9 protein-coding genes are annotated in these 14,509 nt (G+C 57.5%); 3 read left to right on the forward strand and 6 right to left on the reverse strand.

Going from position 1 to position 14,509, the window contains the following annotated elements; genetic code table 11:
• Positions 1 to 180: 180 nt before the first annotated feature.
• From aac(6') to AC5S16_RS16840, 5 genes are all read right to left on the reverse strand, one after another.
• Positions 181 to 618: an aminoglycoside 6'-N-acetyltransferase gene (gene aac(6'), locus AC5S16_RS16820; RefSeq protein ID WP_493931258.1), complete on the reverse strand. Its 438-nt coding sequence runs from the start codon at positions 616 to 618 to the stop codon at positions 181 to 183.
• 29 nt (positions 619 to 647) lie between these two features.
• Positions 648 to 2,165, reverse strand: coding sequence for a sulfatase-like hydrolase/transferase (locus tag AC5S16_RS16825; protein WP_493931259.1), 1,518 nt, complete (start codon positions 2,163 to 2,165; stop codon positions 648 to 650).
• A complete protein-coding gene (locus tag AC5S16_RS16830; RefSeq protein WP_493931260.1) occupies positions 2,162 to 3,568 on the reverse strand; it encodes a class I SAM-dependent methyltransferase in 1,407 nt (468 codons plus the stop codon). The genes AC5S16_RS16825 and AC5S16_RS16830 overlap by 4 nt, the downstream gene beginning before the upstream one ends.
• Positions 3,546 to 3,821: a hypothetical protein gene (locus tag AC5S16_RS16835; protein ID WP_493931261.1), complete on the reverse strand. Its 276-nt coding sequence runs from the start codon at positions 3,819 to 3,821 to the stop codon at positions 3,546 to 3,548. The genes AC5S16_RS16830 and AC5S16_RS16835 overlap by 23 nt, the downstream gene beginning before the upstream one ends.
• A gap of 372 nt (positions 3,822 to 4,193) precedes the next feature.
• Positions 4,194 to 4,640, reverse strand: coding sequence for a MarR family winged helix-turn-helix transcriptional regulator (locus tag AC5S16_RS16840; RefSeq protein ID WP_493931262.1), 447 nt, complete (start codon positions 4,638 to 4,640; stop codon positions 4,194 to 4,196).
• Positions 4,641 to 4,899: 259 nt separating this feature from the next.
• Between AC5S16_RS16840 and AC5S16_RS16845 the strand changes: the two genes are divergently transcribed.
• The 3 genes from AC5S16_RS16845 (at position 4,900) to AC5S16_RS16855 (ending at position 9,832) form a co-directional block, all read left to right on the forward strand.
• Positions 4,900 to 7,368: an ADOP family duplicated permease gene (locus tag AC5S16_RS16845; RefSeq protein WP_493931263.1), complete on the forward strand. Its 2,469-nt coding sequence runs from the start codon at positions 4,900 to 4,902 to the stop codon at positions 7,366 to 7,368.
• Between the two features lie 116 nt (positions 7,369 to 7,484).
• Complete coding sequence (gene tdh, locus AC5S16_RS16850) at positions 7,485 to 8,519, forward strand: L-threonine 3-dehydrogenase (RefSeq protein ID WP_493931264.1); 1,035 nt, start codon at positions 7,485 to 7,487, stop codon at positions 8,517 to 8,519.
• An 89-nt stretch (positions 8,520 to 8,608) separates the two neighbouring features.
• Positions 8,609 to 9,832: a glycoside hydrolase family 5 protein gene (locus AC5S16_RS16855; protein ID WP_493931265.1), complete on the forward strand. Its 1,224-nt coding sequence runs from the start codon at positions 8,609 to 8,611 to the stop codon at positions 9,830 to 9,832.
• Between the two features lie 99 nt (positions 9,833 to 9,931).
• Here the strand turns inward: AC5S16_RS16855 and AC5S16_RS16860 are convergent, their stop codons facing one another.
• Positions 9,932 to 14,257, reverse strand: coding sequence for an FG-GAP-like repeat-containing protein (locus AC5S16_RS16860; RefSeq protein ID WP_493931266.1), 4,326 nt, complete (start codon positions 14,255 to 14,257; stop codon positions 9,932 to 9,934).
• Positions 14,258 to 14,509: the final 252 nt, after the last annotated feature.

Below are 14,509 nucleotides of genomic sequence, written 5' to 3' on the forward strand. Positions count from 1 at the left end.
AGCAAAACTGCAGTCCGGAGCAAAACTGTAGTCCGGAGCAAAACTGCAGTCCAAAGCAAAACTGTAGTTCGAAGCAAAACCTGTGGTCCGGAGCAAAACTGCAGGTCCCTCCGCTGCGCTCCCTGTGATCGCTTCGGTCGGGATGACAATTCATTCAACCAGACTGAAATTGAACCTGCTTTACAGGACTTTGCGGTAGCGGACGGCGCGCTCTACCTCGGCGAATCCCAGGGCCTCATGCGCGTGGTGCGATTCGATATTTTCAAGCAGCGCGTCGGATGCGAATTCTTGAAAGCCTTGTTCGCGTGCCCAGCCTTCGACAGCAGCGACTAACGCCGCTCCAATCTTCTGGCGGCGCGCATCCGGATCGACATACCAGCCTTCAAGATAAGCGACCGGGCTTGTGTCGCAGCCGTCGGCAAAAGGGCGCGAGCCTGCTTCGGCCAAGCCGGCGAGGTATCCGTCTGGCCTGACAGCGACGAAGACAGCGATATCAGAGCGCGTGAGATATTCCCTGATTTCTTTTTCGTGTTCCTCGGCAGAGCCCTCCGGCCAGAGCGCGCAGCGCATGCGCAGCCATTCGGAGATATCGCCTGGTTGTACGTGCCGGATTTGCATACTGATGACATTATCGGTGAACGCTTGGATCACTGGTTGGCGAGCCAGGTGTCGAGGTCGGATTGCGAATGTATTTCGCTTTTGAGCATGGACTGGAGCAGCTCATGCATCCTGATCTCTGGAAATTGTGCGGATCTGGTTTCTGCGCTGGCTTCCTGCGGAAAATGAATCAGCAGAACAGGGCGCGGGTCAAATTTTCCATTTGAGGCTTGTTCTTCTTCCCTGCTCCAGCCTTCGGCGCTGCGCCACATGCCGACGCGCCACGAATGATCGGATGAGACGATGAGCGTTGTGTGCGATGCCGATGCGGTTTTCCCGAGCGTATCGAGCAGCGTGCCTAATGCCTGGTCGGTGAGCACGAGATTGTCGAGATATGTTCCCCGCCTGCTGAACGTGTTTGTTCTTCTGTCGTAGATTCCCGGTGGGTGCGGAACGGGAAGATGGATGAATGCGAAGCGTATGGATTCGTTCTTGAGCAATGTGATGGAGGGATCAAGCAGGTCTTTGTATTCCTCGGCGTGCTCGCTGTTCACGTTGTCTTTTGTGCGGGAGGCAAATGCGAGTGCATTGGCGAACGATGATTTCTGATCGGACATATGCATCTGGAAGAACGTGATGTACTGCCAGTAACAGGAGTCGAGAACATTTTCGAGGATGCGGCAGTAGGGATTGAACCAGCCGGCGACGCCTGTGTTCCAGCCTTGATCCTGTGCGTTTTTGAAGAGCGTTGCGTTGGAGTCGAATGGATGCCAGCCGGGTGTTCCTGCTTCGTGCATGTAGAGACTGCCGTCGAATCCACTGCGGATGCCGTTCAGCGTACGTCCGAGAAGCAGTGATGGGATGACGATGTCTGTGTAGTAGCCGGCAGGCTGCACGTTTGCGAAGGAGACGCTCTCATTTTTTAACTGGTCGAGGCGCGGAAGATTGATGCCGGGCTGCCGGTGATCGAAGACCTGATCGTAGGAAAGCTCATCGAGGAGAATCCAGACGATTCTGTCCTGTGATGTGGATGTGCGCTGAGAATCTGTTTTGGTGAAGGCTGAGACTGTTCTTGGCGGAGTGCGCGCTGCGAAAAGGATGAGCTGCGGGAGCATCCATAGAATCGAGCAGCCGAGCAGGGCGAAGACAACTCTCGCACCTTGCACACACTTCTGAAAACTCGCGCGAGCTCGCCACCACAGCAGGAGAACGCCTACATAAGTTGCGATCCGGATGACGGTGCGCGGTTTGTGACCGCTGAGAATTTCTGTGTCGTAGTAGCTCAGGAAGAAGATGACCAGGCTGGTGATCCTGAGGATGAGCCAGATGATGATGGCAGCCCAGATGAGGCTTGTTTTGCGCAAGTCGTAACGGTCGAGAAAATAAAACAGCAGAGCGCCGAGGATTGAGGCAGCGACGAGATCGATGGCGAACCCGGCGGCGACGGTCGAGAGCGGACATGGGTTGTGATAGAGGATGAGATGGTAGGGAGACAGAAAATCCCAGAAGGAAACGACAAGAAGAAGGATCGCCGCGCCTGCGCCTTCAAAGAACAGGCGCGCCTTCATTGAGATTGTGCTTCGAAGAGGAAGAGAATGCGCCCGTTTCCGAGCGGCTGCCTGAGCGAGCAGGAGAAATCATTGCTGAATGCGCCCAGGAACTCTTCTTCATTCAGATGGCCGTAGAGGTCATCGCGCCCGCGCAGCAGGTCGATGAAACGCGGATCAGAAGCGGGCACCCATTCGGTGATGAGCCATCTGTGCGTGAGCTCGCGCATGAGCCGCGCAATCTCTGCGAGCGGAATCTGATCGGCGAGCAGCAGGTGATGGATCAGGCCCAGCATCATGACGCAATCGAAGCCTCCGCGTGCGCGGTCGAGCAATGATAGTGCTTCCGCGTTGCGCCATCCGGCTGCGGGCGTAGGACGCGCGAGGTCGGCCACGAGCGGCTGGACAGGCAGCTTCTGCGCGAGCGCTTCATGCCAGTTGCGCTCACAGGCCTGAATGTCCGAGTCCCACGCGATGACGCGCGCTCCGAGACCGGCAGCGATGCGCGAGTAGGCGCCGGTGTTCGCACCGAGATCAAGCACGGTAGACGGATGCGCCTGCTCAAGCGCGCCGCGCACGAATGCCTGCTTGGCTTCGTGATCTTCCACGCTGTAGTGGCCGGCGCTCTCCGGGTAATCGCTCCAGCGGGAGTTTTGATTTTCCGGCAGGAGCGAATGGAGAGTCTTGCGCAGCGCTCGCAGGTTGCGGCGCAGGATTCCAGTAGCTGCTTCTGGAGGCTGCTTCCAGCTGTTGCGTGAAAGCGCGGAATCGGCAGTGCTCTTACGCTTCTCGAGCAGATACGGCATGGTCACGAGAGAGCGGAAGGGTTTTCTCCAGCGCTGCAATGGCGAGAGGTGCGGATAGAGATCAGCGGGCTCGTAGCCATCGCGCTTCTGCAGGCTTGCTGCAAGAGGCCAGCCTAGATATTTAAAAGCAGCTAGAGGCAGCAGGAATGTGCGCACGAACTGTGCATAAGCAAGCCATATGGGGCTTGCGGTGTCGCGCACTTCTACCGACGAGATATCGACGAAGACGGGCTGCGGGCCATCAAAGAGAACATTCAATGGCGTTGCATCTTTGAGGATGAGGCCCTGATCGAGCACTTCTTCGCAGAGGTCGAGCGTGAGTTCCGCGGCAGCGGCCCACTGGCCGGGCGTCCATTCCCACGGATACGACGGGAAGAAGATACGCGGGTGCTCGAGCAGCACGGATGTGTCTTCGTGCTGCGGCACAACTTCTGTCGAGACGAGACGTCCGGAATCGACCCAGCGCTCGCCTACCTGTGAGTGAATGAAGTTGAGAATAGTGTCGGCGTACTCGCGGCGAACACTTCTTAAGACTCTGCCGTTTTCGATGCGGAGCGTGCTGGCTGGATCACGAAATGTCTGAAACTGGTCGCTCTCAATGCGAAGAGTCTGGTTCACCGCTACGCGCCTCGCTGGGGATGGCCTGGTTTCCCTGTGAAGCGTCTTCTTTCACGGAATGATCCAGCCGGAAGAGCCGGCGCAGCTTTCTGCGAAGCATGAAGACCGCACCTGCCAGCATGGATCCGCCTACCTGGAACATAAGCAGGCCGGAACCGGGATCGACGTACGCGTGAGCCTGCTGCTCAAGCGCGATCAGGAGAACGAAGAATTCAATAGCGCAGAATAGGGGAATCAATACGCGCTTTTTCACTATCAGCCTGCCTAATGCGTTTCGAAACTTAGACGTTAAGCGGAGATTAAAAGTTGCATAGTTTGCCAACTATGTGCTGTTTTCCGGAATATCAAAATGAACTTGTACAGCCGCGCGCTTCAGTGACAGCTCATGTAGCTCTATCCGTTGTGCCTCGCCAGACAGTTCTATCAGGAAGACGAAAATGCATCACGAAAGTTGACATTAGAAGGAAGGAATTTCGAGTCAATTGAATTTGCTGCTGTGCTATTGATCAAGGATGCATGAGCGAGTCAGCGATTTTGCGCCAACTGAATTCAGTCAACGAGCCCATGCAAATGTTGCGAAGGATCGCTGACAGGATTCTGCCTTTGACGGTAAGCGCGGGAAAGGCTAGGAGAAGGCCAATAACGCGCTCCGCAGTTGAGCCGGATCAATATCCTTGATCAGCGCTTCTATTTCGCGATGGGTCTGCTCCCACACCGGCACGGCTGAAGCCAGCAGCTTCTCACCTGCAGAAGTGAGACCCAGCCTCCGGCTGCGCCGGTCTGTCCGGTCGGCAACCACTTTCACCAGTCCGCGCCGCTCGAGCGGCTTCAGTGCTGCGGTAAGTGTCGTTCGGTCCATGGCCAGAAGTTCGGCTACCGAAGCCATGCTGGCCGGCTCGGGTCGATTCAGTGACATCAACAGAGAAAACTGACCGTTCGTCAGTCCCAGAGGCCGCAGAGCATCATCGAAGCGCCGGGCCAGAGAGCGCGCCGCTCTCTGCACGTGCAGGCAGAGACAGCAGTCGCGCACATACAGCGTAGTTGCGAACGGAACTGATTTTCCTCTTGACACTCATTCTAATATGTTGATATCAACGTAAATTGTCAAGCCGCACACCGACCCCACCCGCAGGGCACAACACCAAACGGCGAATCAATGCAGCGAAATCTGGAGAGCATGAGTCGGAACGTCGGTTCGCGGCGGCGCAGCTGTAGGATTGAGGTAAAAAAATCGGGTCATCTGTCGATTTTCCTCCACGCCGGACGACTATAAGTCAAACGATCCAGCGCGCAAGACTGTGCTGCTGATTTCCACCAGGAGAAGAAGCTCAATGTCATTCCTTCGTGATCTGAAAATTGCTGTGCGCTCCCTCTGGCGCGTACGCCCGCTGTGGTTTACCGTCGCCATCACGCTGGCCCTTGGAATCGGCGCCAACGCTGCCATCTTCAGCGTGGTGCGCGCGGTGTTGATGCGCCCGCTCGCGAATCGCGACGAAGACCGCCTGCTCTATGTGCGGCAGAGCGCGCCGGGCCTCGGAGAGCAGAATGCGAACTTCTCCATCCCTGAAATCGATGATCTCGGCAAGGACCTGAAGACCATCACCGAGCTTGGCACCTTCTCCACTGTGGACTTCACGATCATCGGCCTGGGCACGCCGCGCGAGATTCCCGCGGGTGTTGTTGACGGCCACTACTTTGAAGTCATGGGATTGCGCCCGGTGCTGGGCCGCCTTTTGGCGACATCCGATGACGGCCCCAACGCACCGGGAGCCATCGTGCTGACCTATCGTTTCTGGAAAGAATCGCTGCACGGCGACCCAGGCGTGCTGGGCAAGGCAGTACATCTGGAAAGCTTCGGCGGTCCGCGCAATGCCACCATCGTCGGAGTGCTTGAGCCTTCGGTGCCTTATCCCGTCGCCACTGAGATCATCGCCAACGTCGTGACCAGCCCGCATCATCTCTCCGCCACCATGGTCACAGGCCGCGAGCATCGCATGACGGAGGTCTTTGCGCGCCTCGCACCGGGCGCTACGCTGGATGCCGCACGCGCGGAGCTGCGCACGCGCTACGCTTCCATGCTGGCTGCGCATCCTGACGTTTACAGACCTGACAATCATTACCAGATTGACGTGAAGCGCATGCACGAGCAGATCAACGCCCGCGCCAACACTGTCTTATGGGTACTCTTTGCCGCTGCGGGCCTGCTGTTTGTCATTGCGTGCTCGAACGTCGCCAACCTGGTGCTCGCGCGCACAGTCAGACGCGAATCGGAACTCGCGGTACGCTCGGCGCTGGGAGCCAGTACAGCATCGCTGCGGCGCTCGCTGCTGGCCGAAAGCCTGGTGCTCTGCGGCAGCGGAGTTCTAGCAGCTCTGCTCCTGGCATGGCCTATGGTCTATGTGCTCGGACGTTATGCGGCACGCTTCTCGGTACGCGCTGACGGCCTGACGCTCGACTTCAATCTCGTATGGTTCGGCATCGGACTGGCGCTAGCCGCAGCGGTTTTTCTTGCATTGATTCCCCGTCTGCCTTCAGCCGGCGCACAACTGGGCACGAGCCTCGCCAGCAGCGGATCACGCAGCAGCACGGGAAGCAGCAACCGGCGATTGCGCATCTTCGCGGTCATGCAGATTGCAGCCTCGTTTCTGCTGTTGACCGGCGCGGCTGTGCTCATGCGCACGCTCTACACTCTCGAAAACACGCGTCCGCCGTTTGACACTTCGCACGTGCTTGCGGTGAATCTGCCGGTGCTGACGTATGGCAGAACGCCCGAGCAGATCCAGAACTTCTACCATGACGTGCAGCGCCGCGTGAGCGCTTTGCCCGGCGTGGCCCATGTTTCCACTGGCTTCAGCGTTCCCTGGCGCGACGATCAGGGCCTGAACATCAGCTTCGCCTTTTCGGCGCCGGGCGAGGTACGCAAAAACGGCGTTGATGACTGGCGCGCGAAGTTCCGCTCCATCTCGCCCGGCTACTTTGGAACGCTCGGCGTGCCTTTCATCGAAGGCCGCGACTTCAGAGATACGGACAAGGCCGGCTCCGAGCGCGTGGTTATCGTAAGCCAGAGCCTCGCCAAAACACTCTTTCCCAACGGGAACGCGCTCAACCGTGAGCTGCACTGGACGGACGGCGTGATGAAGTTCGCCGGCATCAGCTATGACCCGCGGCGCATTGTCGGCATTGTCCCCGACATCGACGACGAGAACATCATCCCCTCGCCGGCCATGACTGTCTACCAGCCCACCGATCAGGAAGGCTGGCAGGGACGTCTCTTTGTTCGCGCAAAGGGCGATGATCCGTATTCGCTGACTCCGGCCATTACGCGCACCATCCATGACATCTCAGCCGATCAGCCGGTAGAGAAGGTGAGTACCTTGAACGATATTCGCGCGGAGGTGATGACACCGGACAAGCTCAATGCCGTTGTCTTCGGTGGATTTGCGGCTGTAGCGCTCCTGATCTCTGTCGTAGGTGTTGCCGGCGTGCTTGCATTTTCGGTCAGCGGCCGCACGCGCGAGTTTGGAATCCGCATGGCTCTTGGCGCACAACCACGAAACATTCTCACCGACGTTCTGCTTCAGGGGCTGACGATCGCCGGCATCGGAGTGGGCGCGGGCGTTGTATTCGGCATTGCCTTTGCGCGCGGCATCACCAGATACATAACGGAAGTGCGCCAGCCGGGGATTCTTGTATTCATCCTGTCCGCTTTCGTCATTCTGGCCGCAGCGGTGATCGCGTCAGCGGTGCCGGCCGCCCGCGCAGCGCGAGTCAATGCTGTGGAAGCGCTGCGATCGGAGTAGTGAAAGAAAACTGACTTACGTCCTGATGCGCAGCCTGATTTTCAACTCAAGACGCCTCACTGTTACGATTGATTTATGGTTACAGAACATGACACGAATTCCTGGTTGAGGAATTCATGAAGGCTTTGGTGAAGAGCCGCGCCGAGCGCGGGCTGTGGCTGGACGATATCGAAAAACCCACGATCGGGATCAATGATGTACTGATCCGCGTGCGCTATACGGGCATTTGCGGAACAGACGTTCATATTTATCAGTGGGACGAGTGGGCGCAGAAGACCATTCCTGTGCCGATGGCGATCGGGCATGAGTTTGTCGGAGAGATTGTTGAAGTTGGATCGAACGTAAACGACTTCTACCCCGGCGACATTGTGAGCGGCGAGGGGCACGTCACCTGCGGACGCTGCCGGAATTGCCTTGCAGGCAGGCGGCATCTGTGCGCCTACACATCGGGCGTGGGAGTCAACCGGCCAGGAGCGTTCGCTGAGTTCATCGCGCTGCCGATGAGCAATATCTGGCGGCATGATCCGGGCATCAACCAGGAAGTCGCCGCCATCTTCGATCCCTTCGGGAACGCGGTGCACACGGCTCTTTCCTTCCCGGTGCTCGGCGAAGACGTATTGATTACCGGCGCAGGGCCGATCGGAATCATGGCAATTCCAGTGGCGCGGCATGCGGGCGCACGCCACGTAGTGATCACGGATGTGAATCCTTTCCGCCTGGAGCTGGCGCGCAAGATGGGCGCGACTCTTGCTGTGAATACGCAGGAAACGCCTCTCGCGGAAGTGCAGAAACAGCTCGGCATGCGCGAAGGATTTGATGTGGGGCTCGAGATGTCGGGCCATCCTGCAGCCATGCAGGAGATGGTCGCGAACATGAGTCATGGAGCGAAGATTGCCATGCTCGGGATTCCCGCGAAGCCGATGTCGATTGACTGGCGGGCGGTCATCTTCAATATGCTGACCATCAAGGGCATCTACGGGCGCGAGATGTACGAGACCTGGTACAAGATGAGTGTGATGATTGAATCCGGTCTCGATATTTCTCCGGTGATCACGCACCGTTACAGCTACCGGGAGTTTCAGGCGGGATTCGATGCCATGATTTCCGGGCAGACGGGAAAGGTCATTCTGGACTGGACCGACGTTGCCTGAGCGGTCGAGCGCCCAGTGAGTGTTGATTTCATGAATGTGGTGCGGGGCCAGTAAACAAACGTTGGTCTTTGGTATATCCTTGCGCCACCATGAAAATCTGCAAGCGGTCTCTTCTCTCTTTTGCGCTGCTGATCTTTCTCTGCCCTGTGCTTTTTGCGCAGCGTGGCTTTGTCCATACAAAAGGCGCTGATCTGGTGGATGCCAAGGGGCAGCCCCTGATGCTGCGCGGCATCAATCTGGGCAACTGGTTCGAGCCCGAAGGCTATATGTTTCACTTCGACGGAGGGCCGCAGTCGACGCGCGAAATTGAAGAGCTGAGCTATGAGCTGATCGGGCCAGAGAAAGCGGACGCTTTCTGGAAGCAGTGGCGCGAGAGCTACATCACACAGGCCGATATTGATCTTCTCAAGAAGAGCGGATTCAACTCAGTGCGTGTGCCGCTGCACTGGAAATTCTTTGAGAGCGACAACAGCGAGGGCTTCAGACTGCTTGACCGGCTGGTGGAGTGGGCACGCAAGGACCAGGTCTACGTCATCCTTGATCTGCACTGCGCTCCGGGCGGACAGACGGGCACGAACATTGATGACAGCTGGGGCTATCCGTGGCTATATCGCAGTCCGGCGGCGCAGGAGCATGCGGCGGCTGTGTGGAAGCGGCTGGCAGCGCATTACAGGAATGAGCCGATGGTGCTGGGGTACGACCTGCTGAATGAGCCGATCCCGCACTATCCGCAGCTGCGGCAATATGACAATGATCTTGAGCCGGTGTACCGCAAGCTGGTGGCGGCGGTACGCGAGGTGGACCACAACCATGTGGTGATTCTCGGCGGCGCGCAGTGGGACTCGAACTTCAAGGTCTTTAGTTCTCCATTTGACTCGAATGTGATGTACACCTTCCACAAATACTGGACAGCGCCGGATGTGAGCGTGATTCAGGAGTATCTTGATTTTCGCGACAAGTACCATGTGCCCCTCTGGCTGGGCGAGTCGGGTGAGAACAAGGATGAGTGGATTGCCGCCTTCACCAAGACGCTTGAAGCCAATCATGTGGGCTGGTGCTTCTGGCCGTACAAGAAGATGGACGCGACTTCGTCGGTCGTGACCTTTGAACGTCCGGCGCACTGGGACGCGATTATTGCGTTCGCCAAGCTGGCTCCGGGGACCGGGAATGCGGAGAAGCGCATTGCCGCGCGGCCTTCAGTGGAAGAGGCGCAGGAGGCGTTCGATGATCTGCTCAAGAAGATCCAGTTTGCGAATACGCGGGTAAATGCCGGGTATGTGCAGGCTCTGGGGTTGACGGCAGTGAGTCGCTGACAAGGATATTGTGTACTTCGAGCGGGATCCCGCAGCCCGCACTTCGTCCGTTTTTCACGGGACGAAGTGCAGGGCACTCTAACGCGAGGAGTGAAGAGTTTACTGGTTTAGCGTATCGAAGAAGTTGAGGCCTGAGAGTGTGGTCCGGTGGTCACAGCCGTTGTAGTAAGCCACGGCAGAGACCTGGTAGTAGTAGCTCCGTCCCGGAGTCAGATTGCTCAAAACGAAGGAGTGTGATTTGGAAACCGGATTGACCCAGGGAGTCCGGTTGTCCAGATTCTGGGAGTCAAAGCCATAATCCACCGTGCCATAAGAGGAAATGTCGGTGGTCCAGCTGATGGTTGCCGAGGTGGATGTGACGTTGGAGCGGGAGAGGTTCAAGATGACGGGAGCAGCGGGATTCGTTGAGGTCAGGCTGATCTCGCAGGACTGGTAACCGGAATAGTGATTGTCTCCGGAGTAGCTGGCATACACATAATCTGTCGCGGTTGAGGGAGAGACGTTGGTTGCGGTGGCGGCGACCCTGGCTGCTGCAAGCTGCGTAGAAATGACGTGATCGGGATTGGCGTGCGGGCTGGGTGTGCTGGTGACGAGATCGGCCATGCCGTCGCCATTCAGGTCTTCTGCGAGGAGGACATCAAACTGATTCGAAGCGACAGTCTGAGGTGGTGTTAACTGGCCGGGATGCTTCGGGTCGCCGAAGAAGATCTGGAAATCATAGTCAGTGGTGTTGGTTTTACCGTCACTCAAAGATTTGAACTCAGGGGCTGCCAGGTCCAGTACGCCGTCGCCGTTGAAATCCCCTGACCAGAGTGAGACGGGGTAATCCGTGTCATAGACAGGTGGAGAATTGACGTTTCCGGGATAGGAATACAGGGTTTCCGGGGAAAGGAAGCGCCCCGGATTGGCCCTGTCTCCGTACAGTGCAATGAGCGCGTTCTGATCCGTTACTGCGAAGTCGGGCAGTCCGTCTCCATTGAGATCGCCAACAGTCATGTTTGCAACTGGAACGTCAACAGTGTAGTCCGTAGCGCCTACGGGGTAGATGACGGTTGGCAGCATCTCGCCCGGATGCGCCGGGTTTCCGAGAGCAACAGCTATGGAGTCGTTTGCGACAAAGAGGGCTATGTCGGGCACCTGGTCGGCGTTGAAATCTGCAACGTGAAGAGAGCCAGCCCATTTGCCTGTGCCCTGGTTGCCGTATGTGCCAGTGGGATATTTGGCGGGCGGCAGGAACCTGCCCGGCTGTGAGGGATCGGAAAGCTGAACAAAGAAGCCATCCGAATCGGTGGGAAGATAGGCCAGGTCCGAAAGGCCGTCCTTGTTGAAGTCAGCCGCCGCGATGCTGGCGATTCCGTGGGGAGTTTCGATCTGTACTACCGGTTGGAACTGCCCTGGGTGAGCCGGATCGCCCATCAGGATGCCAAGTGCATACGTTTGGGAATCGGTGGTGATGCAAACAGCGAGGTCCAATAACCCGTCGCCATTGAAGTCACCTGCGGTGATGCACGTAATCGGGAACGAAGGATTGACCGGGTTGACCTCAACGGGCTGTGATGGAAGGAACTGGCCCGGCTGGTGCGGGTCTCCGCGCAGGATTTCGATCGAGCTGCCGCGGACAGCGGCAAGGTCGGGGATTCCATCCCCATCGAAGTCACCGCGGGCGGCCAGGTTCCCAAACCGATCGGCGATTCTTAAATCGGTGGGAGCAGCCAGGCCAAAGCTCAAGGTGGAACTGTTCAAGGGCGCGGTGGCGATAGCCTGGTTTGTGACCAGGTCAAGAAAAGAGACGGTCCCGGTCGGCGGAAGCATGCCGATTCCAGAGACGATGGAAGAGAGGGTGTAATTGCCGGGCTCGCCGGATTTCGAGATGTCGGCTCTGCTGGAAGCGTGCGTGGGAACGACGCTCACTCTGCTTGTCCGGGGCAACGAAGTGCTCGCGGCGTAAGCTGTTGTTCCCTGGAAGGAGGCATAGACTTCCTGATTGCCAGGAGGCAGCAACAGCTTAGCGGTTGCCTTTCCTGCTGTGGTGAGATGGGCCGTGCCGAGCAGATTCGAATCCTGACAGTTGATGCCGGACCGTTTGCAGAAAATGACCTCGCCTGCGGTGACAGGAGTGCTGCCGGAGGTGACGGTTGCAGTCAGAGCGACGGGGGTTCCCTGCTCCACAGAACCTGTTGAAGCGGACAAAGCGGTGACAGTGGACTGAGTTGTGGGGGCTGTGCTTCTGGTGACGAACGAGGCATTATTGGAAGCAAAGGAAGTCCAGTGAGAGCAGCCGTTGAAATAAGCGGCGGACCATACCTGATAGTAGTATCCGGTTCCTTCTCTAAGGTTGTTGATGATGACGGAGTGTCTGCGGGAGACAGGCTCCTGCCAGGGCGTAGCGCTGTCGATGGTCTGGGTGAGGCCGTAATTCACGCCGCCATAGCTGGCGATGTCGGTGGTCCAGCTGATAGTCGCCGAGGTTTCAGTGATGTTGGAGACAGCGATGCCGCTGATGACAGGAGCGGCAGGCGCCGCACCATCAAGGCTGATCTCGCAGGAGTCGTAGCCGTAATAGTTGCTGTCTCCTGGATAGCTGGCGTACACATATCTGCTGCTGCCGGGATTGACATGGGTTGCGGTGGCTGTCTGCGTAATCCGGCCGGAGAAGACCTGAAAGCCTCCGTATTCATAGTCAGGATTGAACTGCACGATCAGGTCGGACAGGCCATCGCCGTTCAGATCGCCGCCGAATAACCAGCGAAAGGGATAGTTACTATTGTTGCCGTCGGCATAGAAGGCAGCGGGCAGGAACTGTCCCGGGTGAGCCGGATCACCCTGCAGAAGTCCTATTTTATTTGCGAAGGAGCCGTCGCCGGTGAAGGCAAGATCAAGAGCTCCGTCACTGTTGAAATCACCTGCAGCCACCGCAGTGATCCGGTCAGAACCCAGTGTGTACTGCGTTGCCGAAAGAAAGTGTCCGGGATTGGTTTTGTTGTTGAGAACGAGGCTGATGGAGCCTGACTGATTCCCTACGGCGATATCGGGCAGACCGTCGTCATTGAAATCGCCTGCAACCACGCTGTGATTTGAATAGTTTGGACTTCCACCGCCGGTCGCTACGCTGACAGCTGCGAGAAACTGTCCTGGATGGGAAGGGTCGTTGAGAGCCACAATTACGGAGCCGTCAACGCGGACGCCAGCGATGTCGGGCAGTCCGTCGTGGTTGAAGTCGGCAATGGCAAATGAATTCGGGGAAGGGGCACTGACATCCAAACTGAACGTCAGCGGAGACTGAAACTGCCCGGAATGACCCGGATCACCGGGAAACAGGGCAAGGTTGCTGCCGCACACCAGCAAATCGAGCGCGCCATCGTCATTGAAATCGGCAACTTCCAGAGACACGGGGGTGTTAGCGCCAAGATTGTATTCCGGAGTCTTCTGCTGGAGCTGGCCCGGATGGGCCGGGTCGTTCAGCAGAACGATGACATGGGAGGTGCTGGCAAAGGGCTCGACATAGGTCAATGCAATGTCGTCCAGCCCATCTGCATTGAAGTCTCCGGCAGCGATCAAAGTAATCACAGGAGGGTACACGCTGGTGTTGCCGGGTGTGAATACATAATGTGGAAAGAGAAACTGGCCGGGATGTTTTGGGTCTCCGGGAAGAATGCCGATGGCCGAGACGTCGTGGACAGTGCCGGCGTTGTCTGGAACACCATCACTGATGACGGCCAGGTCAGGCACGCCGTCGCCGTCGAAGTCGCCTCGCGCGACTTGCATGTAGTGGCCGGAGGTTCCACCCGGTATGCCGTTTGCCTGGTAAACCTTGGGCTCTGTGAAAGAGGCAGCAGTCGAGCCCAAAGGCGCAGAAGCAAGGGTGTGGTGAGTGATAGCGTCGAGAAACGATACGGCTCCAGTTACGGGAGCCCTGCCCTGTCCGGAAACCGCGGAGGTAAGCGTGTAGTCTCCTGTATTTCCTGTTGCTGAAATATCAGCCGTGCTGTGCAGGGGCCCGCCGACATCTACCGTTGCGGGTGTGGACAGGCTGGAGCTGCCGGCATAGGTTGTTGTTCCCTGATACAAAGCGTAAATGCTCTGCCTGCCGGCGGGGAGGATCAGCTTGAGGCTGGCGGTTCCGCCATTGACCTGCGCTGTGCCAAGAAGGGCCGCATCTTCACAGTACGCTGCGGCAGCATCGCAGAAGGCGACCTGACCGATGTTGATTCCGGACTGATTGGACTTTACCGACGCTGTCAGAGTGACAGGGGTTCCGGCGGTAATGGAGCTCGAAGAGACAGCCAATGACACTGTCGTAGGCTGCTGAGCGGCGTGCAGCGAAGCTGCACTCAGGCCGAAGCAGGCCAGTGCCAGTGAAATCTTAAAGCGAGAACGATACAGACTCACCAATGGTGGGCAACTGTCGAGGGATAACAGATGCATAGCAACTCTCCTGTAGTCGGACATAAATGAGAAGTGAAACAGACCAGGCCTGATGGCCAGGTTTCGGATAGCGGTACACCTGGAAAGTAACTGGTACTTGCCCAGGAGTGGGCGAAAGCATACCCTGCGATAGGGAAATTGTGGAAGAAAAATTTGTATTAATTCTTTGCAGGTAGGCAGAGCTGCGGTAAGTGGCGGAAGTTACTTAGATAAGTGCGGATCTGTTGATGATTTGCTGTTCAAACAGGAATT

The organism is Acidobacterium sp. FHG110202_01 (genome assembly GCF_059115305.1).